The organism is Microcella alkalica (assembly GCF_014137945.1).
Taxonomy (GTDB): Bacteria; Actinomycetota; Actinomycetes; order Actinomycetales; family Microbacteriaceae; genus Microcella; species Microcella alkalica.
Genome location: NZ_JACGWX010000001.1, coordinates 155370 through 180297 on the forward strand (window position 1 = coordinate 155370; position 24928 = coordinate 180297).

Here is a 24928-nt window from a genome sequence, read left to right on the forward strand (position 1 = left end):
GGTCGCCGCCGCGTGCACCGTCGCCCGGACGCGGAGCGGCGACGCGCTGTCGGCGCGGGCGACACGCCGGATTGCACACGTCCGACTCCGAATGAGCGAACAGGGGCGGGCGCGCGGCGCGGGCGGCGCAGCGCGGGCGGCGCGGGCGGCACGGGCGGCATGGCGCGGCACGGCGCGGGCCGCACGGGCGGCATGGCGCGGGCCGCACGGCCCGGCGGCGCGCGCGACTACGGCAGGAGCGCCCCGGCCCTCAGCACGAGCGAGCTCCACAGGGCGCTCAGCACGCCGAGCCCCATGAGCACGAGAGCCGCCGCGATCAGCCCGCGGAAGATCACGTCGGCCCGCTCCCGCTCGGGAGCCGCTGCGCCGCCGCCGGTGCGGGCGCGGCGCTCGAGTCGGCGCGCCCGCAGCAGCGCGAGCAGTCCGAGCATGAGCGCGAGGGGCGGCCCGACGAACCGCACGCCGTCGATCGCGGTGCGCACGGGGGCGGTCACCGCAAGCGGGGGAGCCACGAGCTGCGCCCCGATCACGAGCACCGCGCCGATCGCGGCGAGGGTCAGCAGCACGCGCGCCGCCGATCGCAGACGCTCGGGGGTCACGGCAGGCGCTCCGTCGTCATGGGGTCCTCTCCCGCGCCGGCTCCGCTCCGACGCGCGCGGGCCAGGCTAGCGTGGACGCCATGCCCTCCGCCGAGCCTGCGCCCGACCCGCACGGTGGCGCCTCCGACACCCTCGGCTCCATCGGCGAGCTCGCCGCGCTCGCCCGCATCATCCCGCGCCTGCCCGCGAGCGCGGTCACCGAGCTCGGCCCGGGCGACGACGCCGCCGTTCTGAGGGCCCCCGACGGCCGCGTCGTGGTGACGACCGACATGATGATCCACGGCCCCGACTTCCGGCTCGCCTGGTCGTCGATGCACGACCTGGGCTGGAAGGCCGCCGCCACCAACCTGAGCGATGTCGCCGCCATGGGAGCCCGACCCACCGGCCTCGTCGTCGCCCTCGCCGCGCCCGCCGAGACGCCGGTCGCCGACCTCGAGGCCTTCGCCGGCGGGCTCGCCGAGGCGTGCGCGGCGCTCGCACCCGGCTGCGGCGTCGTCGGCGGCGACTTGAGCGTCTCGCACACCCTCACGATCGCGGTGACGGCGTTCGGCGACCTCGAGGGGCGCCCGCCCGTGCGGCGAGACGGCGCGCGGCCGGGTGACGTCGTCGCGGTCTCCGGCCCCCTGGGGCTCGCCGCTCAGGGTCTCGCGCTGCTGTTCGAGCGCGGCGTCGACGAGACGGGGGCGCCGGATGCCGCGGCGGCCGCTCGACTGCGCTCCGAGCATCCCGTGCCCATCGCCGCCCAGCTCGCGCCGCACCCGCCGATCGCGGACGGCGCCGCCGCCGCGATCGCGGGCGCGACCGCGATGCTCGACCTGAGCGACGGGCTCGCGCTCGACGCCCGACGCGTGGCGCGCGCGAGCGGTGTCGTGATCGACCTCGACGGTCGGGCGCTCGCCGCCCACGGCACGGGCGTGCTCGCGCTGACCGGCGGGGAGGACCACTCCCTGCTCGCGACCTTCCCGCCGAGCGTGACGCTGCCCGCGGGATTCTCGGCTGTCGGCATCGTCGTCGCGCTCGACGAGCACGCGGGTGGGCGACCGGCGGTGCTCGTCGACGGTCACGTGGTCGACGAGCGCGGCGGATGGGATCCGTTCACGGAGTGGAGCGGCGAGGCGGACTGAGGCGAATCGCCGCTCCGATGTAAGAACGGGCCGCGTTCCGACATAGACCAGGTGATGAGGCGCTCGCCACCGGGGGCGGAGCCGGAGCAGGGGGTCGAACCGTGATCAGTCCGCACGAGCACCGCGAGCTCGCTCGGTGGGCCGCCGCGTGCGCCGAGCGCGCTCTCCCCCTCTTCGAGGCCGAGCATCCCGACGACCCGCGGCCGCGTGCGGCGATCGCCGCCGCTCGCGCCTGGGCGAACGGGGCGATCACGGTGCAGGCGGCGCGCGAGATCTCGTTCCTCGCCCATGCCGCTGCCCGCGAGTCGGCGTGCGCGGCCGCGGCCGATGCCGCCGCGCGCGCCGCCGGGCACGCCGCGGCGACCGCCCACCTGCCGACGCACGCTCCGCACGCCGCCGACTACGCGGCGCGCGCGGCTGCGGACCCGTCCGATGAGCGGTGCTGGCAGCGCGCGGCGATCGAGGCCGAGCTGCTCGCCGCCGTCACGCGGCAGTCGCAGCGCGAGCTCGACCGGCAGACGGCCTAGGGTTCTACCCGGGCGTCGCGCTCGCCGTCGCCCGCGACCGTGCCGACGCCCTCGTGGGCGACCTCGGCCTCGCCCCCGCCGGCGACCTCCCTGGTCGCCGCGAGCCAGAAGATCGCGGTCTCGCCGTAGTCGGAGCGCCGCTCCAGCTCGAGCCCCGACGGCCAGGCCGGCACGGCAGTCCGCGACGAGCGTTCGAGGACGACCACGGCATCCGCCGCCAATCGGGGCACGAGCGCGGCGAGCACGTGGTCGAGCTCGAGCCCGCCGAGCTCGTACGGCGGGTCGATGAAGACGAGATCCCACTCGCCGGGCGTGGAGGTCAGGTACGACTGCACCGGCTTCCCGCTGACCTGGATGCTCGGGCTCGACCCGCGCGGAGCCCGCTGCTCCACGAGCGCGGCGTTGCGCCGACAGACCTGCACCGCTGCGTAGCTGCGCTCGACGAGCAGCACCGACGCGGCCCCGCGCGACGCGGCCTCGAGCCCGAGCGCCCCCGACCCGGCGTAGAGGTCGAGCACGCGCGACCCGTCGATGAGGTCGCGCGCCTGCAGCGAGCTGAAGATCGCCTCGCGCACGCGATCGGAGGTGGGGCGCGTGCCGGCGCTCGGCACCTTCAGGGTGAGAGACCCGGCGAACCCGGCGATGATGCGCGTCACGGCTCCACGGTAGCCTCCAGCACGGCGCGATCGGTGCCGTCGGCGCGCGCGGCTAGCGTAGTGACCGTGACCGGCCCCCTCGACGCGAAGCTCGTCTCGGTGCTGGGCGACCGCAGCGCGAAGTCGCTGAGCAAGGCGTTCGGCATGTCGACGGTCGGCGATCTGCTCGCGCACGTCCCGCGCCGCTACGCCCGGCGCGGCGAGCTCACCGCCCTGAGCGAGCTGCAGGTGAACGAGTCGGTGACGATCGTCGCCGAGATCCTGAGCGTCACCGAGCGGATGATGCGGGCGCGCCGGGGGAGCATTCTGGAGGTGACGATCGGCGACGGCCGGGGCATCCTCGCCCTGACGTTCTTCAACCAGGCCTGGCGCAAGGCCGACCTCGTGAAGGGCCGTCGCGGCATCTTCGCGGGAAAGGTCGGCGAGTACCGCGGCATCCGGCAGCTCGCCCACCCCGACTATGAGCTGTTCGAGGCGGGCGACGAGCGCGACTCCGGACCGACCGTGCAGAAGTGGGCGATGCAGCCGATCCCGATCTACCCGGCGACGTCGACCGTCGCGAGCTGGCAGCTGCAGAAGGCGATCGCCGTCGCGCTCGACACGCTCGGGCCGCTCGACGACCCCATCCCCGCCGAGGTGCGCGCCGAGCGCGAGCTGCTCGACCACGCGACCGCCCTCGAGTGGATCCACCGGCCGGAGGACGACCGGCAGTGGCGCCGCGCCCGCGACACCCTGCGCTTCCACGAGGCGTTCCTGCTGCAGGTGGCTCTCCTGCAGCGTCGCGCCCTGCTGCGGGAGCAGCCCGCGACGCCGCGCATCCCGGGCGCCGAGCTCGCCGAGTTCGACGCCGGGCTGCCGTTCACCCTCACCGCCGACCAGGAGCTCGTCGGCCAGGAGGTCGAGCGGGACCTCGCCTCGCCCGTGCCGATGAACCGGCTCGTGCAGGGAGAGGTGGGCTCGGGCAAGACGCTCGTCGCCGTGCGGGCGATGCTCACCGTCGCGGAGGATGGCGGGCAGAGCGCGCTGCTCGCCCCGACGGAGGTGCTCGCGGCCCAGCACCTGCGCTCCATCGTGAGCGTGCTCGGCCCCGACCGCGCGGCCAGGATGCGCCCGGTGCTCTTGACGGGGCAGCTGAGCGCAGGGGAGCGCCGCGCGACGCTCCTCGCGATCGCGAGCGGGGCATCCCGCATCGTCGTCGGCACGCACGCGCTCTTGGGCGACAAGGTCCAGTTCGCCGACCTCGGCCTCGTCGTCGTCGACGAGCAGCACCGCTTCGGAGTCGAGCAGCGCGAGACCCTGCGCCGCAAGGGCAGCGTGCCGCCGCACGTGCTCGTGCTCACCGCGACGCCGATTCCGCGCACGGTCGCGATGACAGTCTTCGGCGACCTCGACGTCTCGACGATCGCGACGCTGCCGGCCGGGCGCATCCCGATCGTGAGTCACGTCGTGCCGCTCGCCGAGCGCCGCGAGCTGTGGCACCGCGTCTGGCAACGACTCGGCGAGGAGCTCGCGCAGGGCCGCCAGGGCTTCGTCGTCGTGCCCGCGATCGACCCGACGACCCCGGAGGACGACCCCGACGCGCTCGAGCCCGACGCCGAGGCGGCCGGTTCGCGCGGCGCCGACGGCGACCCGGCGGCTGGGGCGGATGCCCCGCCCCGCCCGCCCGCATCGGTCGCCGAGCTGACGCCCCTGCTGCGATCACATCCCGCGCTCGCGGGGCGACGGGTCGAGCCCCTCCACGGCCGCATGTCGACCGACGAGAAGGATGCGACGATGCGCGCCTTCGCCGCCGGCGAGATCGACGTGCTCGTCGCGACGACCGTCATCGAGGTCGGCGTCGACGTGCCGAACGCCTCGACGATGGTCGTCGTCGAGGCCGACCGCTTCGGCGTGAGCCAGCTGCACCAGCTGCGCGGTCGCGTCGGCCGCGGCGGCGTGCCTGGCCTGTGCCTGTTCGTCACCGCCGCCGAGCAGGGCAGCCTCGCCCGCGAGCGCGTCGAGGCGGTCGCGTCGACCCTCGACGGGTTCGAGCTCGCCTCGATCGACCTCGAGCTACGCCGCGAGGGCGACGTGCTCGGCGCGACGCAGAGCGGCGGCCGGTCGAGCCTGCGGCTGCTTCGGGTGGCGAAGGACGGCGATGTGATCGGGGATGCGCGCGAGGCCGCGGCGCTCCTGCTCGAGCACGATCCGCAGCTGGTGAGCATGCCCGCGCTGCGCGACGCGCTCGACCGCCGGCTCGACGACGAGGCGCGCGCGTACCTCGAGAAGAACTGACGCGGCCGACTCGCGGCAAGAGCTGGGCATCCGCCGTCGTCGACGTCAAGGCGCTCATCAGGTTCGCGCGGTCGACTAGCGTTACCCACGGGGTTCCACTGGGGGAGGACGCATGAAGGTCATCAGCTACAACCTCCGCAAGCACGCGGCCATCGGCGAGCTCGTCGACCTCGTCGACGCGCACTCGCCGCACCTGGTGTGCCTGCAGGAGATCGACACCGCGCAACTACCCGCCGAGCTTGGCCCCCTCCACCTCGCCGACGCGACCAAGCGCAACCGCCTCGGCCTCGCCGTCTACTACGACCGCGAGCGCTTCGAATCGACCGCGACAGCCGCCTTCGCGCTCAAGAAGTCGCTGCACGACCGCATCGCCGCCCCGGCTCACGAGCGCGTGCTCGGAACGCATCTGCTCGACCACGAGACCGGGCGCGAGCTCGTCGTGGCCTCCTTCCACGCCGCGCCGCTCACGGCGCTCAACTCGCTGCGGCGCAAGCAGATCCACGCCGCTCACGAGGCGCTCCGCGGCTTCGGAGCCGACCTGCCGACCCTCATGGTGGGCGACTTCAACTACCCCGTGTTCAAGGACTTCCTCGGCGCCGACGTCCGCGGCACCGGCTACGACCTGACGCTGAGCGACGCGCGCACCTACACCCGCTACAAGTTCTTCCGCGGTCACTTCGACTTCGCGACATCCATGGGGCTCGAGATCGACTCGGTTCGCACCCTCCGGCAGGGCGAGAGCGATCACCTGCCGATCCTCGTCGCCGCCGACTACCGCGAGCGGGCGGAGGCGGCCGCTTAGCATCCGCCCGGTGCGGCCCCGGTAGGCTGGGTCCGTGAGCAGAGTCGCCGTCATCCCCGGGTCGTACGATCCCGTCACCCTGGGGCATCTCGACGTCATCGAGCGGGCTGCGCGCATCTTCGACGAGGTCCACGTCGTCGTCGTGCACAACCCCGGCAAGACGGCCATGCTGCCGATCGCCCAGCGGGTCTCGCTCATCGAGCAGGCGATCGCCGATCGGGCGCTCCCCTCGGGCATCGTCGTGACGGGCTGGAGCGTCGGCCTACTCGTCGACTACTGCACCGACGTCGGCGCGACCGTGCTCGTGAAGGGCATCCGCAGCCAGATCGACGTCGCGTACGAGACCCCCATGGCGATCGTGAACCGCAATCTCGCGGGTGTCGAGACGATCTTCATGCTCCCCGACCCCGCGCACGCCCACGTGTCGAGCTCACTCGTGCGACAGGTCGCCTCGCTCGGCGGCGACGTCGCGCCGTACGTGCCGCGCGCGGTCGCGGAGTTCCTGCACTCCTTCGACGACTGACCGGGCCCCTTTTCGCCCGCTCGCCCTGACCCCGCAACGCGGAAGGCCGCCACCGGGGCGAGCCTCCGGTGACGGCCTTCTGATCGAGCCCTCCGAGACGGGGGGCGGGGATGCGCGGCGCACGAGCGCGCTCAGCGCGGGATGAGCGTCAGCAGCATCGTGCGCTGCATCGCTCGCTCACGCTGCTCGCGGGCGAGCTCCTGGCTGACGCGCGTCGCGCGGCGGTCGTGCTGCACGGCGACGGTCGATCGGCGGCTCCACTGCACGAGGGCGACGCCGACGTGCAGGGCGATCCGGTCGATCGGGCTGATCCGGCGCGCGGGAACGCTCCGGCCGCGTGGGTGCGACGGACGCACCGACTGCGAGTGACTCGGGCGAGTCGTGGTGGTGTTCATGAGTGGTGGTGATCCTTCACTGCGCGTGGGTAGCCGCCCGAGCGCGCGGTCGCGCCCAGGCGGAGGCCCGAGGGCGCCGCTCGTGGCGGCGGATGGGGAGCGGCGGCGTCGGCGCATCCTCACCATGGAGGAGCGGAGCGACTCGCCGTAAACGGGGCGGTGACCCGCAGGTGCACATCGGTCGACGAGCGGCGGCGAGAGCCGACGACCGCGAGCGCGCGGTGCCCGGGTCGGGCTTCTTCAGCGCCGCCACCGTCGAACCGGCGGCGTTCTGACCGACGCGGTTAGGCGGTGACGACGCCGACGAAGCCGGCGCGGATACGGGAGATTCCCGTGAGAGTGGTGATCAACATGCTGGCCTCCTTTCGGCGTCTCGTGGGCCCTCGTGCAGGGCCCCGAGAAACCTAGCGGCCCTCGCGCGCTGAGCGCAAGCATTTCGGGGAGATCGGCGCGTCCGCCCCTGCGGCTCGTCGCGGATCAGTCGACCGGGCGGTCGCTTCCCGGCGGCGCATGCTCTCGAGTCCATCGACGACGAGATCGGTCATGAGGGCGAATTCGGCCGCGTGATCGTGGTCGGCGTCGGCGATCACGGCGGTGATCGCGGGGTACTCGTCCCGCCGCTCCCCGCGGGCGACGGCAGCGACCTCCTCGCCCATCTGCGTGAGCGTCGCCCGGCGAAGCTCCTGCAGCGTGAAGCCCGTGATCGTGCCGTCGATGATGTGGAGAGAATGGCGGGCCAGCTGCGGCGAGAAGCCCGCGCCGAGCATCCTGGCCTGCAGCGATTCGGCGAAGCGCAGGCGGTTGCGGCCGACGGCGGGCCGCGCGGCAATGAGCTCGCAGGCCCAGGGCCGCGCGAGCAGCACTTCGTGGGCGACCGACATCGTCGCGCGCACCACTGCCGCCCAGTCGTCGCTTCCCGGCAGGGGATCCGCCCAGTCTCCGACGACGACGTCCACGAGCCCGTCGAGCACGTCGTCCTTGCCCCGGACATGCCCGTACAGCGACATCGCCTCGACGCCCAGCTCGGCTCCGAGCCGGCGCATCGTGAGCGCAGCCAGGCCCTCGCGGTCGGCGAGGTCGCGAGCGGCGAGCAGGATGCGCTCGCGGGTCAGCGGCGGGCGGGATGCGCGGGTCGCGCCCGCGCGCTCGTCGCGCTCGGGGGTCGCCTCCGTCGATCTCGCCATCCTGCCTCCTCCGCAGTCGCAGGGGACGCCGCCGAACCGATCCTTGACACGCGACCGTCGCCACGGCACCCTTACGTCGTAAGCATACAACGTAAGGAACACGATGAGAGCGTTCACCGTTCGCGGGTACGGCGGGCCCGAGGTCCTGCGCGTCGACGACGTTCCCGATCTCGTCCCCGGCGAGGGCGAGGTCGTCGTGCGCCAGCAGGCGAGCTCGGTGAACCCGCTCGACTGGCACACCATGCGCGGCACGCCGTACATCGTTCGCGTCGGCCGCGGCCTGCGCCGCCCCGCGAAGCCGGTGCTCGGCAGCGACATCTCCGGCGTGGTCGACGCCGTCGGACCGGGCGTCACCCGGTGGAGCGTCGGCGACGCCGTGCTCGGCTTCGCGGCCGCTGCATGGGCCGAGCGCGTCCTCGTGAAGGCGGAGGTCGTCGTCGCGCGACCCGCCGGTCTCGACCCGATCGACGCGGGCGGCGTCGGCGTCGCCGGCATCACCGCGTTGCAGGCGCTCACGCGCGCCGGCGTCGAGCGGGGCCATCGCGTGCTCATCAACGGCGGCTCCGGCGGCGTCGGAACGTTCGCCGTGCAGATCGCGAAGCTCCTCGGCGCGCACGTCACCGCGACGACGAGCAACCGGAATCTCGCCCTCGTCGCGCGCATCGGCGCCGACGATGTGATCGACTACGCCGTCGACGATGTCGTGCGGGGGATCCCGCGCTTCGATGCCGTGATCGACTTCGTCGGAGACCGCGGCATCGGCGAACTGCGCCGCGTGCTCACGCCCGAGGGCGCGCTCGTTCTCTGCGGCGATCCGGGCGGGCTCTGGATCAGGCCCATCGCGACGATGGCCGGCGCGCTCGTCACCGACCGGCTCGTTGAGCACCGCGTCATCCCGCTGCTCGCGACGCGCGATCAGGCCGACCTGCAGCGACTCGCCGACTGGCTCGGGACGACGGCGCTGCGCGTCGTGGTCGACCGCGTCGTCCCGCTCGCCGACGTCGCCGAGGCGGTCGCTCACGTGGAGTCCCGCCGCGCGCGGGGGAAGGTGCTGCTCGCGGTCGAGCAGTAGATACCCCCGGGGGTATGCTGGGGTCGTCCGATCGACCGAAGGAGACCCCTCGATGTGCCAGCAGACCACGTGCCGAAAGTGCGGCAGGAAGACCTGGACCGGCTGCGGCCAGCACGTGACTAAGGTGATGCGCGGCGTCCCGCAGTCGCAGCGCTGCCAGGGCCACGAAGCCGAGCCCGGCTTCTTCGCACGGCTCTTCCGACGCTGATCCGGGCCGCACGCGCTCGCACCGCGTGCGCCAGACTGGGGGCATGACCGCCCCGCAGATCGGCTACGCCGCCGCGCTCGAGCAGTTCGCGCCGCTCGAGGCGATCGAGCTCGCGGCGCTCGCCGAGCAGCACGGCTTCGCCGGAACCGTCGCGACGGAGGGCTTCCAGCCCTGGACGCCGCAGCAGGGGCACTCGAGCTTCGTCTGGAACGTCGTCTCCGCGCTGGGAGCACGGACGAGCGGGGCGCTGGGAGTCGGGCCGGTGTCGCCGACCTTCCGGTGGCATCCCGCGATGGTGGCCCAGGCATCCGCGACGCTCGCCGCGATGTACCCGGGGCGGCACTGGCTCGCGCTCGGCAGCGGCGAGGCGATGAGCGACCACATCGTCGGCGAGCGCTGGCCCGAGCCCGCCGAGCGCATCGCGCGCATGTTCGAGGCGCTGTCGATCATCAAGAAGCTCTTCGCGGCCTCGCTCGCCGGCCGCGACACCAAGCACGACGGCGACTTCGTGCGCCTCGAGACCGCGCGGCTCTGGACGATGCCCGAGGTCGCGCCCGACATCCTCATCCAGACCGCCGGCCCCCTGACGGCCAAGCGGGCCGGGCGCAGCGCCGACGGTCTTCTCATCGAGGCCGCGCCGATCGACCGCATCGGGATGCTCTTCCAGCGCTTCGAGGAGGGCGCGCGCGAGGCGGGCCGCGACCTCGCCACCACGACCCGGGTTCTGCGCCTGCACCTGTCGTGGGCTCCGACCGACGAGGAGGCGATGGCGAACGCGCTCGCCGAGTGGCCCAACGGCGGCATGCGGTTCGCGAAGAGCGACATCCGCTCGCCGTTCGACCTCGAGCAGATCGCCAAGCTCGTGCGACCGGAGGACTTCGCCCGGCGCGTCGTCGTCTCGGCCGATCCCGACGTGCACCGCGCGAACATCCAGGCGCACCTCGACCTCGGCTTCGACGCGGTCTACCTTCACAATGTGGGGCGGAACCAGCGCGAGTTCCTCGACGTGTTCGGCCGCGAGGTTCTTCCGAAGCTCACGCGATAGGAGAGACGTCGTGTCGTTCCAGGCCTACCTCGACTCGGTCGAGAAGAAGACCGGCCGCACGCCGCGGCAGCTCCTCGACGAGGCGATCGACCGCGGCTACGACGATCCGGCGGTGAAGGCGAGCGTGATCGTCGAGTGGCTCGCCGACGGTTACGGGCTCGGCCGCGGGCACGCCATGGCGATGGTGCACGTCATCAAGAAGGGCCCGCGGATCTCGATCACGCACGTCGAAACCGACGGCGTGCACCGCGACGAGACCGACGTGCTCTGGCTCGACGGAGCGGCGACGAGGCCGTCGAGCACCGCGTCGTGAGCGGCGAGGCGACCGCGGCGCCGAACCCCGGCGAGGGCGACCTCGACGCCGAGGGCCGACGTCACGGCCCGTGGCGCGAGCCCGACCCGCACGGCGGCACGATCGCGGGCGAATACGTCCACGGCGAGCGGCAGGGCCCGTGGACGCACTTCTTCGCCGATGGCCGCGTGCGCGGCGAGATGACCTACGAGAACGGCGAGCTCGTCGGCCCCAGCACCTGGTACCGCGCAACCGGCGGACTGCTGCAGCGCGGCGGCTTCCTCGACGGCGAGAAGCACGGTGGCTGGACGCGCTGGGACAGCGCTGGCCGTCTCATCGACCAGGGCGAGTTCGACCGCGGCGCCAAAACGGGGGAGTGGAGGCAGTACGCGCCCGACGGCTCGGTGCGGAAGGTGACCCAGCATCGCAGCCGACCCGACCCCTGAGCGAGGGGGTGCGGCCCTCAGTCGGTCGTGCCCGCCTCCTCGAGCGCCGCGAGCCACTCGGCCCAGAACGCCTTCCAGTGGTCGCCCTCCTCGAGGGTCGGCAGCTTCGCGTGCGCGACCGTGAGCGTCGTGCGGCCTCCCGGCGCGGGGTCGAACGCGAACGTGACGCGACCGAGAAGCTCGCCGTCGCGGCGCAGCTCGAACCCGGGCGACCGCACGCCGGGCCTTGAGCGGAGCACCGTCTCGAACCCCGGAAGCAGCGCGGCTCGGGCGTCGTCGTCGTGGATCATCGCGCGCGCCTCCTCCGGCGCCATGGCGACGATGCGCGAGCGCGAGACCGTGAACGTCCCGTCGGGCATCTGGCCGGGCAGCCGCAGCCCCGTGATCCGCTCGTACCCGACGGTCACGCCCTGCGCCCACCAGTCGTCGACGCCCTGCGCGACGAGCCAGGCCGCGATCGCGGGGTGACCGGCAGCGCGACCGGGCCCGGCGTCGATCGCGTCGACCCAGGCATCCCACCCGCGACCCGTCTTCTCGCGCACGAGCTCATCGGAGTGCTGCGGCTGCGCGACCCAGACGCGGGCTGGGGATGCCGTGGTCGCGCCGTCCGCGGCGCTCGCGGCAGCGTCGCGCGCCCTCGCCGCCTCGATCAGGGCTCGGCGGGCGGCTCCGTAGCGCTCGCCGGTCTTCTGCATGCGCTCGCGCACGCGCTTCTTGAAGGCTTCCTGCGTGGTCATCTCGACCCTCTCGTGCTCGCTCGACGCGCTGCCTCCGGCTCGCGCCCGGCGACCCGCGTCGGAACACGACGGTCGTCCTCGTCGAGCGCTCACGGCCCCCTCTGCCTCCTGCCGCGGGCGCGGCGGCCGGCAGCGCGAGCGCCGGCGGGGAGGTCGGGCGTGACGAACCGCCCGCGCCCACGGTACCGCCGCCGTCGTCGCGGGGGCAAGAAGCCCTTCTGGCGCAACCTGCGGAACCCTCACTATGGTGAGCGCGTGTACATCCTGCTGAGCGCGATCCCCGTCCTCGTGATGATCGCGTCGCTCGCCGACATCATCACGCGAGGCGAGCACGAGGTGAAGAACCTCAACCGCACCCTCTTGATCATCATCGTGATCCTCCTGCCGCTCGTCGGCAGCCTGCTGTGGTGGGCGGTCGGCCGCGAGTACCGGCGCAGCGAGCCGGCCGTCGGGTTCGGCGATCCGCTGCGCACCGAGGCGATCGAGCGGCGCCTCGCCGACCGCGCGACCTCGAGCACGGAGGCGGAGCTCGCTCGCCTCGAGGCCGAGATCGCGCAGGCCGAGAGCGAGGCGCGCATCCGTCGCCTGGAGGACGAGCTGCGGCAACGTCGAGGCGAGCCGACGCCCTCCTGAGACCGACCCGCCGCCGCCCCCGCTGCCCCTGCGATGATGGGCCCGTGACCTCTCCGCCCCTCGTCGTCTTCGGCATCCCCGGCCTGCCCGAGATCGCGGCAGGCGACGACTTGCCGCGCCTCATCGCCGACGCCGCGCGCCGGGCCGACGTGCAGCCCGGCGACATCCTCGCCGTCACGAGCAAGATCGTGAGCAAGGCCGAGGGGCGCATCGCCGCCGCCGAGACTCGAGAGCAGGCGATCACCGACGAGACCGTTCGCATCGTCGCGACCCGCGAGCACCCGGGCGGCGTCACGCGCATCGTCGAGAACCGCCTCGGACTCGTCATGGCCGCCGCGGGCGTCGACGCGAGCAACACCGCCGACGGCACCGTCCTCCTCCTGCCGCTCGACCCGGACGAGAGCGCGCGCCGCATCCGCGTCGCCGTCGAGGGGCGCGTCGGCGCCCCGATCGGCGTCGTCATCACCGACACCGCGGGCCGCGCCTGGCGCGAGGGCCAGACGGACATCACGATCGGCGCGAGCGGCGTTCGCCTGCTCGACGACCTCCGCGGAGCCCACGACGCGAGCGGCAAGCTGCTCGCCGTCACCGCTCCCGCCGTGGGCGACGAGATCGCCGCCGCCGCCGACCTCGTCAAGGGCAAGACGAGCGGGATGCCCGTGGCCGTCGTCCGCGGACTCGACCGCCATCTCGACCCGGCCGCGCCCGGCGGCCGCAGCCTCGTCCGCCCCGCAGCCGACGACATGTTCTACATCGGGCACCGCGAGGCTCACGAGGCCGGTCGGGCCGAGGGCCGGGAGGCGGGCTTCGCGCAGGGCTACGCCGAGGGGTTCGCCGAGGGGCAGGCGGAGGAGCGCGGCGCGAGCGGAGCATCCTGACGATTCATCACTCGAAACGGTTCTCTCGGCCGCTTTCCCGCGTCGGCGTGGAAGAGTGAGCGAGTGAGCACGATGACGAGCCCGATCCCCGATTCGCACCCGCACGCCGATCAGCCCCGAACCGCCCAGCCACTCGACGCGGATGCGTTCGCCGGGTACGGCGACGCGATCCGCCGCGCGATGAACGGCGTGCTCGACGGCAAGCCCGAGGCCGTCGACACTGCGCTCACCGTGCTGCTCGCCGAGGGCCACCTGCTCATCGAGGACGTCCCCGGCGTCGGCAAGACCGTGCTCGCTCGCGCGCTCGCGCGCTGCATCGCCGGCAGCGTCAGCCGCATCCAGTTCACTCCCGACCTGCTGCCCGCCGACATCACGGGCGTGAGCGTCTACCGCCAGCAGCAGGGCGTCTTCGAGTTCACGCCCGGCCCCGTCTTCGCCCACATCGTCATCGGCGACGAGATCAACCGCGCGAGCCCGAAGACCCAGTCGGCGCTACTCGAGTGCATGGAGGAGGGGCAGGTCACCGTCGACGGCCGCACCCACCGCCTCGAGGCGCCGTTCCTCGTCGTCGCGACGCAGAACCCCGTCGAGATGGAGGGCACCTATCCGCTCCCCGAGGCGCAGCGCGACCGCTTCATGGCCCGCATCTCGATCGGGTACCCGGATGCCGAGAGCGAGCAGCGCATGCTGCGCGACCGCGAGCACGGGTCGCCCCTCGATCGCCTCGACCCGATCGTCGACGTGGCGGGCCTGCGCCGCATGATCGCGACGGTCCGCGAGGTCTACGTGAGCCCCTCGGTCGAGGCGTACGCCGTGGCGATCGTGCAGGCCACGCGCGACGACACCGCGCTGCGCCTCGGGGCGAGCCCGCGCTCGACCCTGCAGCTCGTGCGCGCCGCCCGAGCCCGGGCCGCCCTCGACGGCCGCGACTTCGTCGTGCCCGACGACGTGGACGCGCTCGCGACGACGGTGCTCGCGCACCGGATGATCCTCGTGCCCCGGGCGCAGCATCCCGACGGCCGGCCCGTGCGCGGCGTCGAGGAGGTCGTCCAGCGCATCGTCGCCGCGACCCCCGTGCCGGTGCCGCAGGCGCCCCGCGCGTAGGGCGCGGCTCATGCGGGCACGGCGCGAGCGCGCGAGCGGAGGCCTCCCGAGGCTCACCGGACGCGGCTGGGGCTTCCTCGTCGTCGCCGCGAACCTGTTCGCGCTCGCGTACGGGCTGCAGCGCCCCGAGCTCGTGCCCGCCGCCGTCATCGCCGCCGCCGCGCCGCTCATCGCCCTGCTCGTCGTCGGCGCCTCCCGCCCGCGGGTGCGCGTCACCCGCCACCTCGACCCGGTCGTCGCGACCGAGGGCGAGCCCGTGCGCGTCGGCGTGCAGGTCTCCGGCCGCGCCCGCTCGGCCGAGTGGATCGAGCGCGTCCCCATGCGCCCCGGCTACGCCGGCCCCGGCCAGCTGCTCGAGGTGCGCGCCGGCCGCCCGCGCTCGCTCGGCTACCGCTACTGGCCAGCGCATCGCGGCCTCGTGAGCGTCGGGCCGCTGCTCATCGAGGATCGCGACCCGTTCGCCCTCGCGGTGCGCGTCACCGACACGATCGCCGTCGCGACGCAGCTCGTCGTGCCCGAGGTCGTGCCGCTCTCGCCCGGACCGGTCCCGGATCCCTCCGCCGAGAGCGGCCCGCGCACGACGCGCTCGCGCGAGCGAACCGCCGACGACGTCGTGACGCGCGAGTACCGGCAGGGCGACGCGCTGCGCCGCGTCCACTGGAGGGTCTCGGCGCGCCAGGGCGAGCTCATGGTGCGGCAGGACGAGCCGCAGGCCGGGCCGCGAGCGCGCGTGCTCCTCGATTCGCAGCGGGCCGGGCATCCCGATCTCGCCCGCGTCGCGGCGGCCCCGCCGACCGGGTCGCGCACCTTCGAGTGGAGCGTGCGCATGACCGCCGCCGTTGCCTCGCACCTCGCCGAGCGCGGGTACGCCGTCGACCTGCAGACCCCGGCGGCGCGACCGGCGGAGGCTCCGCGCGGCGACGGACCGATCGGCGAGCTTCTCGGCGAGCTCGCCATCCTCCCGCTCGCCGACCGCGGGCCGCTGCCGCCCGCGACGGCCGCGCCCGGCTCGGTGCCGATCGTCGCGATCGCGAGCAGCCCCGACGATGCGACGCTGCGGTGGATGCTCGCCCAGCGCTCCGCGGGAGCCCTCGGCGTCGCCCTGCTCGTGCGATCGGCGTCGACCGCGGCCGACGACCCGGGCGCTCTCGCGATCGAGGCCGCCTTCGCCGCCGCCGACTGGAACGTCGTGACGGTGCCGGTGGGGACGCCGCCCGATGCCGCGTGGCTCGCGCTCGTCGGGCAGCAGCCCGAGCTCACGGGGGCCGAGGCGCTCGCGGCGCGGGTCGCGGGGTCGGGCGGCGGGGCCGCTATGTCGGCCTCGGTCGCCTCGTCTTCCGCCGCCGGGGCTTCAGGGGGCGCGCGTGGCTGAGACCGAGGGCCCGGGCCTGCGCCGGGCGGGGGCGCGCGCCGGCCGTGCGGCCCTCCTCGTCGCCCTCGCCGCCCTGCTCATGCTCGCCGCAGCGCTCACCGCCTTCACGGTCGTGCTCGACGAGGGGCCGTGGTTCGCGACCACGATGGTCGTCGTCGCGGTCGTCGTCGGGGCCGGGCTGATCGCACGCCTGCGCGTGCGGCGCTGGCGTCCTCTGTGGTCGGTCGTCGTGTCGAGCGCCGCGCTCGTCGTCGCGCTCACCGCCGTGTTCGCGGCAGAGGTGTCGTTTGCCGTGGTGATCCCTACCCGCGAGACGTTCGAGCGCTTCGCCGAGCTCGTGGCGCTCGGGGAGCAGTCGATCGCGGAGCAGTCGATTCCCGCGGAGGCCGACACGGGCATCCGCTTTCTGCTCGCCCTCGGCGTCGGAGCGATCGCGATCGCGACCGACGCGCTCGCCGCGCTCAGCCGACGGCCGGCGCTCGCCGCCGTGCCGGCGACGGGGATCCTCGCCGTGCCCGTCGTGCTCGACCCCGGGGCTCTGCCGCTGGCGACCGTCGCCGGGACGGCAGCCGCGTACCTCCTGCTGCTCGCGCTGCATCGTCCCGCCGCGAGCGGCGGCGGCCGCGGACTCACGCGCGCCGTCGCCGCGACCGCGGCCGTGATCGTCGCCGCGCTCGTCGTGCCGCCCGCCCTGCCGTCGGTGCTCGCCGGCGACCGGCTGCCCGGCTCGGGTCCTGCGGGGCTCGTCACAGGCATCAACCCCGTCGTCGAGCTCGGCAACGACCTGCGCAGGCAGAACCCGATCACGGTGCTCACCTACACGACCGCTCTCGCGGGCGGGCAGTACCTGACGCTGTCGCACCTCGCCGAGTTCTCCGGCCAAGAGGTGTTGCCGGTGCTGTTCGACGCGCCCGTCGAGGACGCCGGAACGATCGGCCCTCCCGCCTGGTTCGACGACGACGTCGCGTTCACGAGCGTCGAGACGACCATCACGCTGCGCAGCGTGCGTTCGCGCTGGGTGCCGCTGCCGTCGGCGCCCGTGCAGGCCGACGGGCTCTCGGGCGGGTGGGTCATCGACCCCGACGGCGTCACGATGCGCACTGCCGAGGGGTCGATCCGGAACGGGACGTACACGGTCGAGAACCGGGTAGCGCGGCCGGCGCCCGAGCAGCTGCGTGCGACGACCGTGGACGCGGACGGGCTCGAACAGTACCGGGCGCTGCCAGAGGACCTCGACCCGGTCGTCGAGGCCACGGCGCGCGAGGTCGTCGCGGGAATCTCGAATCCGTACGAGCAGGCCGTCGCGCTGCAGCGCTTCTTCACCGACGGCGGCTTCACCTACTCGGAGGACGCCCCCGTCGCGGGCGGGTTCGACGGATCCGGTGCGGCGATCGTCGCGGCGTTCCTCGAGGCGCGGGCCGGGTACTGCGTGCACTTCGGCTCGGCGATGACGCTCATGGCGCGCACGCTCGGCATCCCCACGCGCATGGCCGTGGGATTCCTGCCGGGGTCGCGGAATCCGGTGATCCCGAGCGAGTACACCGTGTCGTCGGACGACCTGCACACATGGCCCGAGCTGCACTTCGACGGCATCGGGTGGGTGCGCTTCGAGCCGACCCCCTCGCGCGGCGTGACCCCCGACTACGCGACCGAGGAGGCCCTCACCCCCAGCGGCGCGCCCTCGCCCGACCCGTTCAGCCCGGAGCCGACCGAGCCGACCGCGACGGCCGCGCCGGGCGCGCCCTCGCCGGGGTCGTCCGGCGGGCCCGACCTCCCCGACGAGGAGATCGACGCGGGCGGGACCGGTTCGGGCGGCCTGCTCGGGGGTCGTTCGACGATCGGCGGCGTGGATGCCCGGCTCGTGCTCGGCCTCGCGCTCCTGCTGCTCGTCGCGCTACTCGCCGCGCCCGGAGTCTGGCGCGCCGTGCTGCGCGCGCGTCGACTGCGCTCGCCGGATCCGCTCGACGCCTGGCGCGAGCTGCGCGACACGGCCCGCGACCTGGGGCTCCCCGCCGAGGCGACCCGCACGCCGCGCGAGCTCGCCCGCGCATGGGCTGCGGCCGGCGGCGCCGCCAGCGGTGCGACGGGCGCTGGCGCCGCTCGAGCCCCCATCGCGGAGGCCCCCGTCGTCCCAGGCCCGACGGCCGAGGAGCTCGAGGTCTTCGAGGCCGTGCGCCGCGCACTGGAGGCGCGGGCCTACGGAGCGCCGGCGCCGGTGTCGGGCGCCTCGGACATCCGCCCCGCCCTGCGCGCCCTGCGCGCGCGGACGCCGTGGTGGCGTCAGGTGCTCGCGACAGCCTGGCCGCGCTCGCTCGCGTCGCTCGAGCCGCGCGACCCCGCCCTCGAGCTTCCCGCCACCCCCGCCTGACGCCCGGCCTGCTGCCCGTCAACCTCGCTAGGACCCCTTGCCAATTGCAGGCACAACTGCACGCTGCCACCACGGCCGCCCGGCAGCGGGGGCCCCGGCCCTGGTTTGTGCCTGCACCTGGCAATGACAGTCGCACGACGAACAGTCGACCGGAGGTACGGATCAGGCGGTCCCCGCCGAAAGGCGACTCAGCGGTGATGATCGCCGCGACTGATCGCCGCGAGCACAGCGGCTTCGACAGCCGGCCAGTCGTGCATGACCTGCGCGTAGCTGAACCTGAGAACGCGATACCCGCGACGCGAGAGCTCGGCATCGCGGCGTCGATCGTTCTCGAAAGCGCTCGCCGTGTCGTGGAACTCTCGCCGATCGACTTCCACGACGAGCGCCGCCCCGATCAGGAAGTCGACCCGGCCAACGCCGGCGATGAGCACCTGGCACTGCAGCTTCGGCGTTCGACCCGCCATGCGCAACCGGAAGAGCGTTTCTGTTCCTGACTCGCAAACGCCGTCGATGCCATCGCGCCCGACTGGGTGTCCTCGGGCCGCCAGTTCCACGTGAAGTGAGGGCGCGACATGAAGGGCCGAGTCGAGCGACGCGAGATACAACTCGCGCGGCTGGCATTCACGCAGAGCAGTCAGAGCGTCGACCGGCGCCGCGCATCGCCGGGGGTTCGGAGTCGGGATGCTCCGTGCCCGACGAGGACATGGAGTCGGTGATCGTCGACGGCCCAGATCCCGTGAGTGCGAAGCGCCGTCGCGCAACTGATGACGCCGCCGATACGCGTCGCGTGCACCGCCTCCCTCGCGAGGTCGGGCCGGGCGAACCATCCCTGGCGAACGCGTCTGAGCACCCCGCGCCGCACCAAAGCGGCCACTCCGCCTCGGGTGAACCCGTGCGCATACAGCTCGTGCGTTGCCAGGAGACCGCCATGTTCCTCGAGAAGTCGGTGAAGATCGAGCACGGTGTCACCGTGCGCCACCGCCACCGTCGACTGTCGCGCGATCGGAACTCTGGTGGTGGCGACGGCGGCCCGGAGAGCTGTGGAGGGACTGCGTTGCCAGATGCAGGCGCAGCAGGCGGATCCGCGGGCACAGGCCTGAGCCATCGTGAACAAACGGTGACGGTGCCTGCATTTGGCAACGACACCACGGGCTGGGAGCTCCGAGGGGGACGGCCGTCGGGTCGGCCGCTACTGCGCGATGTCGCCGAGCACCCCGCCGGTCGCGCGCAGCAGGTCGGCGGGCGCGAGCTCGAGGTCGAAGCCGCGCCGACCCCCCGACACGAGCACGGTCTCCCACAGTGCCGCGCTCTCGTCGATGACCGTCGGCAGAGCCGTCTTCTGCCCGATGGGCGAGATGCCGCCGACGACGTACCCGGTCTTGCGCTCGGCGAGCTCGGGCGCCGCCATTGCCGCCCGCTTCGCTCCGACGGCCGATGCGAGCGCCTTCAGGTCGAGCTTCGCGCTCACCGGCACGACTCCGACCACGAGCCGCCCGTCGGCTTCAGCGAGCAGCGTCTTGAACACGCGCACCGGCTCGACGCCGAGCGCCGCCGCCGCTTCGAGCCCGTACGCGGTGACCGATGCGTCGTGCGCGTACGCCCGCGGCGTGAACGGGATGCCCGCGGCCGTCAGCGCGACCGTCGCCGGAGTCCCCGGCGCGGCCTGCGATCGCGGCCTAGCCATCCCCGTGGTCCGAGTACTCGGGGCCGTCCGCCGACACGACCCCCGGCCCACCGCTGCCCGGCCCCGCGACGGGCCCGCCGTGCGCCCGGAACAGCAGCATCGACGCCGGTTCGACGCACAGCCGCTCGCCCGGAACATGCGACGGCTGGAGCCCGGAGATGTCGTCGTGCGAGCTGTCCCACAGCAGCGTGTACCCGGTGACGCCGACGTGCGAGGGCAGCGTGACCTCGACCGATTCCTCGAGCCCGTGCACGATGAGCAGCACGCGGTTGAACGCCTCGAACTCGGGGGTCGAGGCGGCGAGGTACTGCAGGGTGCGCTCCTGCGGAGAGTCCCAGTCGAGCATCGTCATCGACCGGCCCTCCTTGTTGTACCAGTCCATCTGGGTGGCGCTCGGCACGGTCTCGCCCCACTTGCCGTACCGCACGGGTCGCAGCGCGGGGTTCTCCCGCCGCAGCGCGAGCAGTCGCGCCGTCACGCGCTGCAGGTCCTCCTGCCACCCGGCGCGATCCCACGAGTGCCAGGTGAGCTCGCTGTCGTGACAGTAGGCGTTGTTGTTGCCGCGCTGGCTGCGGCCCCATTCGTCTCCCGCGGTGATCATGGGGATGCCCGCGCTGAGCAGCAGGGTCCCCATGAGGTTCCGCATGGCCTTGCGCCGGTCGGCGATCACGCGCTGATCGTCGGTGGGGCCTTCGATGCCGAAGCTGTACGACCGGTTGCTGTCGGTGCCGTCGCGGTTGCCCTCACCGTTGCCGAGGTTGTGCTTGCGGTCGTAGGCGGTCAGGTCAGCGAGGGTGAATCCGTCGTGGGCGGTGATGAAGTTGACGCTCGCGAGGGGCCCGCGCTCGGCGGCGAACACGTGGGCGGAGCCGGTCATGCGTCGGGCGAGCGAGCCGATTCCTTCGGGCGCGGAGCCGGCGTGACGGGCGGCCGCGGCATCCGTCAGCCAGAAGTTGCGGGCGCGGTCGCGGAATCCGTCGTTCCACTCCGAGTACCCGGCGGGGAAGTTGCCGACCTGCCAGCCGCCGAGCCCGACATCCCACGGCTCGGCGATCATCTTGACGCCCTGCAGCGTCGGGTCGTCGAGGATCGCTCTCAGCAGAGGGTGGTCGGGGTCGTAGTGGGCGCGCCGGTCGCGGCCGAGGGTGGCCATGAGGTCGAAGCGGAACCCGTCGACCTGCACCTCGTCGGCCCAGTACCGCAGCGAGTCGAGGACGAGCCGCTGCGCGGCGGGGAGGGAGAAGTCGACGGTGTTGCCGCACCCGGTCGTGTCGATGTACGCGCCGTCGGGGGTGTGCCGGTAGTAGGAGGCGTTGTCGATGCCGCGGAGGCTCGAGGTGGGGCCATCGAGTCCCTCCTCGGAGGTGTGGTTGTAGACGACGTCGAGGACGACTTCGAGCCCGGCCTCGTGCAGCAGGCGCACCATGCCCTTGAACTCGCGGAGGACGGCTCCGGTGCCGCCGAACTGCGCCTGTCGGGTGGCGTACGCGGCGTGCGGGGTGAAGAAGTTGAGGGTGTTGTAGCCCCAGTAGTTGGTGAGGCCCTGCTTGATGAGGCGCTGCTCGCTGATGCTCTGGTGCACGGGCAGCAGCTGCACGGTCGTGACGCCGAGGTCTTTCAGGTACGCGATCGTCGTGGGATGGGCGAGGCCGGCGTAGGTGCCGCGCAGCTCCTCGGGCATGGCCGGGTTGAGCTTCGTGAGTCCTCTGACGTGCGTCTCGTAGAGCACCGTGTGGTCGAGGGGGATGCCCGGCTTGACCACTCCGCCCCAGTCGAAGTCGTCGTCCTGCACGTACGAGCGCCACTCACCGCTCGTCGTGCGGGCGAGGCCGCGCGCGTACGGGTCGATGAGGTGCCGGTGCGGGCCGAAGTCGTGGATCGGCCCGTCCGGCCCGTCGACGCGGATCGAGTAACGCGCGCCGACCCGCAGGTCGGGGTGCTCGGCGCTCCAGACGTGGTGGCGGTTGGGCCGCATCTCGACGGTCTGGGCGACCCAGTTGGCGTCGTCGGGGTCGAAGAGGCAGAGCTCCATGCGGGTGGCGTGTCGGCTGTAGACCCGCAGTCGGCCGCCGTGGGCCGTGGGGGTCACGCCGAGGTGGCCCAGGTGGCCGTGGGGGCCCGGGGCGTCGGCGCGAATCATGGACTTAGGCTAGGCGACAGCAGCCCGCGCACCCTGCCCGCACGCCGTGCGACGGGTGCGGGCGACGCGCCGTCGCCGCCGTCGCCGTCGTCGCAGCAGAGAGGGGATGCCGTGGTCGTCTATCTCGATCACGCCGCCGGTTCTCCGATGCCGGCCTCCATCCGCGGCGCTTACCTGTCGGCGCTCGAGCACGTCGGCAACCCGTCGTCGATCCACTCGGCGGGGCAGGCCGCGCGCGGCATGCTCGAGGATGCCCGCGAGCGCCTCGCCGCGACCCTCGGCGTCGACGCGGTCGAGGTGGTGCTCACGGGCGGCGGCACCGAGGCCGTGAACCTCGGGGTGAAGGGGCTGTTCTGGCAGCGGCAGGGCGGGGCGCTGACCGGCCTCGCCGCGTCACCCGCCGCTGGCGCCGCGCCCGACCGCGACGCCCGCCCACGCCCGCGCATCCTCGTCCCGCGCGCCGAGCACCACGCGACGCTCGACGCCGTCGAGTGGCTCGCCGCCCACGAGGGCGCCGAGCTGCGCTGGCTCGAGGTCGACGAGGTCGGCGCGCTGCGGCTCGACGACCTCGAAGCGGCACTGGGGGAGGCCGACAACGTCGCCCTCCTCACGATGCTCGCCGCCAACAACGAGGTCGGAACCCTCCAGCCCGTCGCGGAGGCCGCGGCGCTCGCCGCCGTCCACGGCATTCCCGTGCACGTCGACGCGATCGCCGCCTACGGGCAGATCCCGCTCGAACCGCTGCCACCGGGGGTGTCGGCCGTGTCGCTCTCGGCCCACAAGATCGGCGGACCCGTCGGCGTCGGGGCTCTCGTGCTGCGCCGCGGCGCCGACGTCGTTCCGCTGCTGCACGGCGGCTCGCAGCAGCGCGGCCGCTCCGGAACGATGGATGCCGCGGGAGCGGCCGTCTTCGCCGCAGCCTCCGATGAGGCCCACGCCGCGATCGCGGAGCGCGCCGCCCGCAAGGCGCAGCTGCGCGACCGCCTGGCGGCGGGCATCCTGGCTGCTCTGCCGCAGGTCGGGCTGCGCGGCGCCGCGGGCCGCGCAGCCGCTGCGCGCGCGGCCGGCCGCGATGCCGAGGCCGCGCCGTGGGCCGCGCGCGCCCTGCCCGGAACGCTGCACCTGACCGTGCCGGGGGCCGAGGGCGACTCACTGCTGATGCTGCTCGACCTCGCGGGATTCGCGGTCTCCACGGGCTCGGCGTGCCAGGCCGGGGTGCCGGAGCCGAGCCACGTGCTGCTCGCGATGGGCCTCGACGAGCAGACCGCGCGCGGTGCGCTGCGCGTGTCGCTCGGGCCCGAGACGACCGAGGTGGAGGTCGATGCTCTGCTCGCGGCCCTCCCGGCGGCGGTCGAGCGCGCCACGTCGGCGGGTCTTGCGGCGCGCATGCCGACCCTCGGGCGCTAGTCACGCGGCGGCGCCCGCACCGCCGATCTCCCGCTGCCCGGTTCTGCGTCGACACCATTGCCAAATGCAGGCACCGGCCGCGGCGTCGCCCGGATTCGCGCGGGACGACCCTTTGTCTATGCGTCCACTGCCTGCATTTGGCATCGACCCTGCGCGACCAGTCAGCCCCGACGACCGCGCGTACCCTTGACGGGTGCGAGTTCTGGCAGCGATGAGCGGTGGCGTCGACAGCGCCGTCGCCGCGGCGCGCGCGGTCGACGCGGGCCACGACGTCGTCGGCGTGCACCTCGCGCTGAGCCGCATGCCCGGCACGCTGCGCACTGGCAGCCGCGGCTGCTGCACGATCGAGGACAGCCTCGATGCCCGTCGCGCGGCTGATCTGCTGGGCATCCCGTTCTACGTGTGGGATTTCTCCGAGCGCTTCCGCGCCGACGTCGTCGACGACTTCATCGCCGAGTACGCCGCCGGCCGCACCCCGAACCCGTGCATGCGCTGCAACGAGCGCATCAAGTTCGCCGCCGTGCTCGAGAAGGCCCTCGCCCTCGGCTTCGACGCCGTGGCGACGGGCCACTACGCGCACATCGTCACCGACGAGCAGGGCAATCGCGAGCTCCACCGCGCGAGTGACGAGGCCAAGGACCAGTCGTACGTCCTCGGCGTCCTCACGACCGAGCAGCTCGCGCACGCGATGTTCCCGCTCGGCACGACCCCGTCGAAGGCGGTCGTGCGCGCCGAGGCGGCCGCGCGCGGGCTCACGGTCGCCCAGAAGCCCGACAGCCACGACATCTGCTTCATCCCCGACGGCGACACGCGCGGCTGGCTCGCCGGCCGCATCGAGCCGCAGCACGGCAGCATCGTCGACCGCGCCGGCATCCCCGTCGGCGAGCACGACGGAGCCACGAGCTTCACGGTCGGCCAGCGCCGCGGCCTCAACCTCGGAGTCCCCGCCCCCGACGGACGCCCGCGCTTCGTCCTCGAGGTGCGCCCGCGCACGAACGAGGTCGTCGTCGGGCCGAAGGAAGCCCTCGCGATCCGCGAGCTCGCCGGCGCCCGCGTCTCGTGGGCGGGCCTCGACCCGGTCGCGAGCGGGCTCACCCGCGTGACCGCTGAGGGGGATGCCTGGGCCCCGTTCCCGTGCGAGGTGCAGGTGCGCGCGCACGCCGACCCGGTCGCGGCGACGGCCCGGCTGGCGCCGAGCGCCCCGCCCGCCCCCGGGGCCGCCCCGGGCGCCGCCGGAGCAGCGGGCGCCGCCGAGCTCGTCGTCGAGGTCGACGAGCCCCTGTTCGGGGTGGCTCCCGGGCAGACCGCCGTGCTCTACTCGGGAACGCGCGTGCTGGGTCAGTGCACGATCGACCGCACCGTGAGCGCCGTCCCGGCCACAGCATCCTGACCGGACCTGTCCGGACCGGACCGGACCTGTCCGGAGCGGACCGCGCCCGAGCCCCGCGCCGCAACCCC

The 24928-nt window shown here is 73.8% G+C and carries 24 protein-coding genes; 16 read left to right on the top strand and 8 right to left on the bottom strand.

From position 1 onward, the window contains the following. Positions 1-227 precede the first annotated feature (227 nt). The gene (locus tag FHX53_RS00730; RefSeq protein ID WP_182489265.1) at positions 228-599 is read right to left on the bottom strand and encodes a hypothetical protein; all 372 of its coding nucleotides are present in this window, start codon (positions 597-599) and stop codon (positions 228-230) included. 80 nt (positions 600-679) lie between these two features. Between FHX53_RS00730 and thiL the strand changes: the two genes are divergently transcribed. Together thiL and FHX53_RS00740 are read left to right on the top strand one after the other, a co-directional pair. Then, complete coding sequence (gene thiL, locus FHX53_RS00735; protein ID WP_182489267.1) at positions 680-1723, top strand: thiamine-phosphate kinase; 1044 nt, start codon at positions 680-682, stop codon at positions 1721-1723. 101 nt (positions 1724-1824) lie between these two features. Next, a complete protein-coding gene (locus FHX53_RS00740) occupies positions 1825-2250 on the top strand; it encodes a putative immunity protein (RefSeq protein ID WP_182489269.1) in 426 nt (141 codons plus the stop codon). Here FHX53_RS00740 and rsmD read toward each other — a convergent pair. Beyond that, positions 2247-2906, bottom strand: coding sequence for a 16S rRNA (guanine(966)-N(2))-methyltransferase RsmD (rsmD, locus tag FHX53_RS00745; protein ID WP_182489271.1), 660 nt, complete (start codon positions 2904-2906; stop codon positions 2247-2249). The two genes, FHX53_RS00740 and rsmD, sit on opposite strands and share 4 nt — an antisense overlap. 66 nt (positions 2907-2972) lie before the next feature. Here rsmD and FHX53_RS00750 point away from each other — a divergent pair, with 66 nt between their 5' ends. The 3 genes from FHX53_RS00750 to coaD all read left to right on the top strand — a co-directional run bounded on the left by FHX53_RS00750 (position 2973) and on the right by coaD (position 6505). Further along, entirely contained in the window at positions 2973-5180 is a 2208-nt protein-coding gene (locus FHX53_RS00750) for a DEAD/DEAH box helicase (RefSeq protein WP_182489273.1), read from the top strand. Between the two features lie 112 nt (positions 5181-5292). Continuing rightward, positions 5293-5982 carry an endonuclease/exonuclease/phosphatase family protein gene (locus tag FHX53_RS00755; protein WP_182489275.1) on the top strand — a complete coding sequence of 230 codons (690 nt, stop codon included), beginning with the start codon at positions 5293-5295 and terminating at the stop codon, positions 5980-5982. Positions 5983-6016: 34 nt separating this feature from the next. Next, positions 6017-6505, top strand: coding sequence for a pantetheine-phosphate adenylyltransferase (coaD, locus tag FHX53_RS00760; protein ID WP_182489277.1), 489 nt, complete (start codon positions 6017-6019; stop codon positions 6503-6505). Positions 6506-6636: 131 nt separating this feature from the next. Here coaD and FHX53_RS00765 read toward each other — a convergent pair whose 3' ends face one another. Continuing rightward, positions 6637-6900: a hypothetical protein gene (locus tag FHX53_RS00765; RefSeq protein WP_182489279.1), complete on the bottom strand. Its 264-nt coding sequence runs from the start codon at positions 6898-6900 to the stop codon at positions 6637-6639. 404 nt (positions 6901-7304) lie between these two features. Then, positions 7305-8084 carry a TetR/AcrR family transcriptional regulator gene (locus FHX53_RS00770; RefSeq protein WP_182489281.1) on the bottom strand — a complete coding sequence of 260 codons (780 nt, stop codon included), beginning with the start codon at positions 8082-8084 and terminating at the stop codon, positions 7305-7307. Positions 8085-8187: 103 nt separating this feature from the next. On the opposite strand from FHX53_RS00770, the gene FHX53_RS00775 reads away from it, so the two are divergent. The 4 genes from FHX53_RS00775 to FHX53_RS00790 all read left to right on the top strand — a co-directional run bounded on the left by FHX53_RS00775 (position 8188) and on the right by FHX53_RS00790 (position 11147). Beyond that, positions 8188-9156 carry an NAD(P)-dependent alcohol dehydrogenase gene (locus FHX53_RS00775; protein ID WP_182489283.1) on the top strand — a complete coding sequence of 323 codons (969 nt, stop codon included), beginning with the start codon at positions 8188-8190 and terminating at the stop codon, positions 9154-9156. A gap of 251 nt (positions 9157-9407) precedes the next feature. Further along, positions 9408-10409 carry a TIGR03557 family F420-dependent LLM class oxidoreductase gene (locus FHX53_RS00780; RefSeq protein WP_182489285.1) on the top strand — a complete coding sequence of 334 codons (1002 nt, stop codon included), beginning with the start codon at positions 9408-9410 and terminating at the stop codon, positions 10407-10409. A 10-nt stretch (positions 10410-10419) separates the two neighbouring features. Next, complete coding sequence (locus tag FHX53_RS00785; RefSeq protein ID WP_182489287.1) at positions 10420-10722, top strand: DUF4287 domain-containing protein; 303 nt, start codon at positions 10420-10422, stop codon at positions 10720-10722. Beyond that, positions 10719-11147 (top strand): toxin-antitoxin system YwqK family antitoxin, encoded by a 429-nt coding sequence (locus FHX53_RS00790; RefSeq protein WP_182489289.1) that lies wholly within the window; start codon positions 10719-10721, stop codon positions 11145-11147. Before FHX53_RS00785 ends, FHX53_RS00790 begins: the two co-directional genes overlap by 4 nt. Before the next feature lie 17 nt (positions 11148-11164). Here FHX53_RS00790 and FHX53_RS00795 read toward each other — a convergent pair whose 3' ends face one another. Continuing rightward, complete coding sequence (locus FHX53_RS00795; protein WP_182489291.1) at positions 11165-11884, bottom strand: hypothetical protein; 720 nt, start codon at positions 11882-11884, stop codon at positions 11165-11167. Between the two features lie 159 nt (positions 11885-12043). Here FHX53_RS00795 and FHX53_RS00800 point away from each other — a divergent pair, with 159 nt between their 5' ends. The 5 genes from FHX53_RS00800 to FHX53_RS00820 all read left to right on the top strand — a co-directional run bounded on the left by FHX53_RS00800 (position 12044) and on the right by FHX53_RS00820 (position 18239). Beyond that, positions 12044-12517: a PLDc N-terminal domain-containing protein gene (locus FHX53_RS00800; RefSeq protein WP_343050716.1), complete on the top strand. Its 474-nt coding sequence runs from the start codon at positions 12044-12046 to the stop codon at positions 12515-12517. A 44-nt stretch (positions 12518-12561) separates the two neighbouring features. Continuing rightward, a complete protein-coding gene (gene cofE / locus FHX53_RS00805) occupies positions 12562-13395 on the top strand; it encodes a coenzyme F420-0:L-glutamate ligase (protein ID WP_182489293.1) in 834 nt (277 codons plus the stop codon). A 72-nt stretch (positions 13396-13467) separates the two neighbouring features. After that, complete coding sequence (locus tag FHX53_RS00810; protein ID WP_182490086.1) at positions 13468-14499, top strand: AAA family ATPase; 1032 nt, start codon at positions 13468-13470, stop codon at positions 14497-14499. Positions 14500-14509: 10 nt separating this feature from the next. Beyond that, positions 14510-15871, top strand: a complete 1362-nt coding sequence (locus tag FHX53_RS00815; protein WP_182489295.1) for a DUF58 domain-containing protein — start codon at positions 14510-14512, stop codon at positions 15869-15871. Next, positions 15864-18239 (top strand): transglutaminaseTgpA domain-containing protein, encoded by a 2376-nt coding sequence (locus FHX53_RS00820; protein ID WP_182489297.1) that lies wholly within the window; start codon positions 15864-15866, stop codon positions 18237-18239. Before FHX53_RS00815 ends, FHX53_RS00820 begins: the two co-directional genes overlap by 8 nt. A gap of 188 nt (positions 18240-18427) precedes the next feature. Here the strand turns inward: FHX53_RS00820 and FHX53_RS14130 are convergent, their stop codons facing one another. The 3 genes from FHX53_RS14130 to glgX all read right to left on the bottom strand — a co-directional run bounded on the left by FHX53_RS14130 (position 18428) and on the right by glgX (position 22063). Continuing rightward, positions 18428-19066, bottom strand: coding sequence for an endonuclease domain-containing protein (locus FHX53_RS14130; RefSeq protein ID WP_425488289.1), 639 nt, complete (start codon positions 19064-19066; stop codon positions 18428-18430). Positions 19067-19428: 362 nt separating this feature from the next. After that, positions 19429-19923 (bottom strand): Cys-tRNA(Pro) deacylase, encoded by a 495-nt coding sequence (gene ybaK, locus FHX53_RS00830; protein ID WP_182489301.1) that lies wholly within the window; start codon positions 19921-19923, stop codon positions 19429-19431. After that, a complete protein-coding gene (gene glgX / locus FHX53_RS00835; RefSeq protein WP_182489303.1) occupies positions 19916-22063 on the bottom strand; it encodes a glycogen debranching protein GlgX in 2148 nt (715 codons plus the stop codon). The genes ybaK and glgX overlap by 8 nt, the downstream gene beginning before the upstream one ends. A gap of 111 nt (positions 22064-22174) precedes the next feature. On the opposite strand from glgX, the gene FHX53_RS00840 reads away from it, so the two are divergent. Together FHX53_RS00840 and mnmA are read left to right on the top strand one after the other, a co-directional pair. After that, entirely contained in the window at positions 22175-23470 is a 1296-nt protein-coding gene (locus FHX53_RS00840; RefSeq protein WP_182489305.1) for an aminotransferase class V-fold PLP-dependent enzyme, read from the top strand. 193 nt (positions 23471-23663) lie between these two features. Next, complete coding sequence (gene mnmA, locus FHX53_RS00845) at positions 23664-24860, top strand: tRNA 2-thiouridine(34) synthase MnmA (protein ID WP_343050718.1); 1197 nt, start codon at positions 23664-23666, stop codon at positions 24858-24860. The last annotated feature ends 68 nt before the right edge of the window (positions 24861-24928 follow it).

Bases quoted from the DNA above. Each gene is read 5' to 3' on its own strand.
- glgX (WP_182489303.1), bottom strand. From the start codon at position 22,063: ATGATTCGCGCCGACGCCCCGGGCCCCCACGGCCACCTGGGCCACCTC.
- ybaK (WP_182489301.1), bottom strand. From the start codon at position 19,923: ATGGCTAGGCCGCGATCGCAGGCCGCGCCGGGGACTCCGGCGACGGTC.
- FHX53_RS00795 (WP_182489291.1), bottom strand. From the start codon at position 11,884: ATGACCACGCAGGAAGCCTTCAAGAAGCGCGTGCGCGAGCGCATGCAG.
- FHX53_RS00770 (WP_182489281.1), bottom strand. From the start codon at position 8,084: ATGGCGAGATCGACGGAGGCGACCCCCGAGCGCGACGAGCGCGCGGGC.
- thiL (WP_182489267.1), top strand. From the start codon at position 680: ATGCCCTCCGCCGAGCCTGCGCCCGACCCGCACGGTGGCGCCTCCGAC.
- FHX53_RS00755 (WP_182489275.1), top strand. From the start codon at position 5,293: ATGAAGGTCATCAGCTACAACCTCCGCAAGCACGCGGCCATCGGCGAG.
- FHX53_RS14130 (WP_425488289.1), bottom strand. From the start codon at position 19,066: ATGGTTCGCCCGGCCCGACCTCGCGAGGGAGGCGGTGCACGCGACGCG.
- FHX53_RS00765 (WP_182489279.1), bottom strand. From the start codon at position 6,900: ATGAACACCACCACGACTCGCCCGAGTCACTCGCAGTCGGTGCGTCCG.
- FHX53_RS00780 (WP_182489285.1), top strand. From the start codon at position 9,408: ATGACCGCCCCGCAGATCGGCTACGCCGCCGCGCTCGAGCAGTTCGCG.
- FHX53_RS00775 (WP_182489283.1), top strand. From the start codon at position 8,188: ATGAGAGCGTTCACCGTTCGCGGGTACGGCGGGCCCGAGGTCCTGCGC.
- FHX53_RS00810 (WP_182490086.1), top strand. From the start codon at position 13,468: ATGACGAGCCCGATCCCCGATTCGCACCCGCACGCCGATCAGCCCCGA.
- FHX53_RS00815 (WP_182489295.1), top strand. From the start codon at position 14,510: ATGCGGGCACGGCGCGAGCGCGCGAGCGGAGGCCTCCCGAGGCTCACC.